Source organism: Methylobacterium sp. 285MFTsu5.1, assembly GCF_000383455.1.
In the GTDB taxonomy this organism is placed as follows: Bacteria; Pseudomonadota; Alphaproteobacteria; order Rhizobiales; family Beijerinckiaceae; genus Methylobacterium.
On the sequence record NZ_KB911342.1, the window covers coordinates 1 to 3,025 of the forward strand.

Annotated in this window: 2 protein-coding genes and 1 pseudogene; all 3 read right to left on the bottom strand. The window is 57.4% G+C overall.

Features of this window, described 5'->3' with window-relative positions:
- Positions 1-272 precede the first annotated feature (272 nt).
- The 3 genes and pseudogenes from H288_RS34675 to cysC all read right to left on the bottom strand — a co-directional run bounded on the left by H288_RS34675 (position 273) and on the right by cysC (position 2,391).
- Positions 273-1,142, bottom strand: a complete 870-nt coding sequence (locus tag H288_RS34675) for a sulfotransferase domain-containing protein (protein ID WP_081636617.1) — start codon at positions 1,140-1,142, stop codon at positions 273-275.
- Positions 1,143-1,315: 173 nt separating this feature from the next.
- Positions 1,316-1,678 (bottom strand): annotated as a pseudogene (locus tag H288_RS33415) (transposase); the annotation flags it as partial.
- Between the two features lie 32 nt (positions 1,679-1,710).
- Positions 1,711-2,391 carry an adenylyl-sulfate kinase gene (gene cysC / locus H288_RS34680; protein ID WP_081636618.1) on the bottom strand — a complete coding sequence of 227 codons (681 nt, stop codon included), beginning with the start codon at positions 2,389-2,391 and terminating at the stop codon, positions 1,711-1,713.
- Positions 2,392-3,025 lie beyond the last annotated feature (634 nt).

Below are 3,025 nucleotides of genomic sequence, written 5' to 3' on the forward strand. Positions count from 1 at the left end.
ACGCATCCACTCGGCACTCGGCTATCTTACGCCCGAGCAAGCCGAGAGGACCACGAAATGATCTCTCTGTGTCCGCGACACCGAGGGAGGATCAGTCCCGCCACCTTCAGCCGGTTCGCCTCCCATGAGGCGTCTCGGTCAGGAACGCCTTGTTCCGCCGGATACGAGTGGATCCGCGAGCCCAGATCTCGCACGATATCCCGGCTCCCCGCACGCCCAACGCCTTGGTCACCCCCCATGCGGAAACGCCTCATACGAGTCGTGTCAAGAAATTACGATCTATTTTCAATCTGACGGGAATAATCGATTTCATTCATTTTAAATGACAACATGATCTGCAACAGATGCGGTGGAATATTGTTATATTCAGAGGAAGTTTCAATGTTGACGCTTCCGATCCGCCCGCTTAGATCATAGAGCTGATCCATTATCATTCCCACTTCCGCTGAGAGTTCAGGTTTTCCGAAGACGACTTTTGCGGCTTCGAGGAAATAGGGAGCCAATTTTTTCTCGCTCTGCCACTGCCGGGCGCGGTCATCCAATGATCTGCCCAGCATGCGGAAGAATGCGGCTATCATGCCCCCGTCTTCGCTCAATAATTGCTCATACCTTCTCACCAGCACCCGATCGCCGTAGATATCTGTCCACAACTTGGTTCGATGAAAGAAATCAGCAGAATACAAATTGTCAAAATCACATAAGAAGTTCAAAAAACTCCGCTTCTCGCTGCCTTGCTGCGTTTCATGCCGGAATCTTGAAAGCAAAAATGAGAGCGGGTCTCGCACTACCGCAATTATGACTGGGTTGTATTCTGATAAAATATCCTTAAATCGGAGCATTGACATCACATCAAACTCCAATCGACAAAACTCCTCAGAAGACAGAAGTACATCCGAGTTTTTGCTCCGGTCCAAAATCGGTAAATAGTATTCCAGTATGTCGTATATATGATATTTATTATCCTGCCACGGGTACTCCTTTGCATCTACGGCCCAGGCAAACTCCGGATGTCCAAGCCAGCTACTACAGCCTTGAGGGTACTCAATACCTTCCTCTTTCAAGTACTCTCTGTGACTCGTACAGAAATCTTGTAAAGCCGTTGTTCCGGTTTTATGATATCCAACGTGCACAAAAAGAGTCATCAGATTCTCTGTCTAGCGACTGTGAAATTTACTGGCTCGGAGTCGACTTAAATTATGGCACTTGCTTGCCCTAGGTTAGCTCTGCCGAGAAGGTATCTTAACTACACAAGGAGGCATACATCGTGCTGAACATGCGCGTTGATCAAACAGGTCATCCCTAAGCCGCTGAACCGCGACATGGATAGAATCCACACGCACGTGACGCGCTGGGCCAGGGCGAACACGTGCTGCAGCCAGAGTTGCAGGCGCCACGGTACGGGACCGTCGCTAGCCCTGACGACATAGGCGACGTCGCTGGCCAGGCGCGCCAGGCAGGTCTGGTGCTCGGCCGCGTGGCAGGATTCGAGCCTTGTAGCGGTCCGAGATCCACACCGCCGACCGGCGCCCTCCATCATCGCCCGCACCACGACAGCGCCGCGTGTTGAGGAGGCCGTGTGCACTACGGCCGCGGCTGAGTGAGAGAGCCAGCGGTAGGTGTTTGAGCCCCCGATGCGCACGCCGGTCTCATCGCAGGCGACGACGTCGGCCCGGCGCAGCGTCACGACATCTACTAGGCAGCATCAGTGCATCAGGCCGCTCTGCGCTGGCACGATACGTCACGACCTCGTGAAGGTGGCCTCATCTCATCCGAAAAGTTTGGTGCTGAGATTTCTATCAACTTTGGGATGAGCGCGGCAGCGGATTGCTCGATCGTGCACCCTTCTGTCCGGACTACAAGATCAGGCTTCCCTGGAGGCTCGTAAGGGGCAGAAATGCCGGTGAAATTCGGAATCTCCCCCGCGCGAGCACGGTCGTACAGTCCTTTTGGATCTCGTGCCTCGCAGACCTCAAGCGGCGTGTCGATGAAAATCTCAAGGAACGGCACATCGCCCGCTATGCGGCGAGCCGTAGCGCGATCCTCGCTAAGCGGCGAGATAAGCGAGACAATCACAACCAAACCGGCCTCGGCCATAAGCCGGGCCGTCTCGGCTGTGCGGCGGATGTTCTCGGCGCGATCGGCGGGGCTAAAGCCGAGGTCGCAGTTGAGACCATGGCGTAAGTTGTCGCCGTCCAGCACCATCGTGCTGCGGCCGAAATGCGTCAGAGTGTAATCTACGGCGTTGGCAATGCTGGATTTTCCAGCACCTGGCAGCCCGCTAAACCAAACGATCGCTGGACGCTGCCCGAGGACGCGCCACCGCGCCACACGGGGCTGTAGCGTATGCCGCGTTAGATTGCGGTCATCGGCTTGATCAGACGGCTCGCGCATATGATCTCCAGCAGCACAACCAAAGATAGAATACACGAAAGCGTGATCGTAGGTGTGTTCCAGCTGACACAGGGCCTGCCGATTTTGACTGGCCGTTGATGAGGCGAGCTGCCTGATGCGAGCGAGCGCCGGCGCTTTAAGATTCGTCAGGTCGCGCCGACCGCGAGGCAGTCAGCCTCCGGGCGCACCAGCGCGCGGGTAGCGTGCATCGCTCGTTCTCGACCGGGCAACCCGGCGCGCTCGGCGATTTCCGTTGCAGTCGACGGTTTTGGCGTGAGCGCGGCCAGGACACGCGGCCGGATATCCTGGCCCGCTCGAACGCCGCTTGGCGAGTGGGCTTTCCCCATGGGTGCCCAGCTATCGCAGGTCATCGTTCTCGACCAGCTCGCCGCTCGCGGCTAGGCGCCACAGCTCGCGGTCCGAGAACGCCAGGTCGCCGAACTGTCAGCGATCATGCTCATCGCCGATTGGCGCCACCGGCACGCCGCTGGCCCGCAGCGCGGCGACGGCTTAAAATACCGGGTCGGCCTCGTCGCTCAGTCGGCGGACGCGTGGCTTCCTTCGCAGCCTGCGCTGCCTCGACCTCCTGATCGATGAGCGCACGACCGACGGCGCGGATCACGCCATGATGATG

Coding starts and splice junctions, on each gene's coding strand:
- cysC (WP_081636618.1), bottom strand. CDS start 2,391: ATGCGCGAGCCGTCTGATCAAGCCGATGACCGCAATCTAACGCGGCAT.
- H288_RS34675 (WP_081636617.1), bottom strand. CDS start 1,142: ATGACTCTTTTTGTGCACGTTGGATATCATAAAACCGGAACAACGGCT.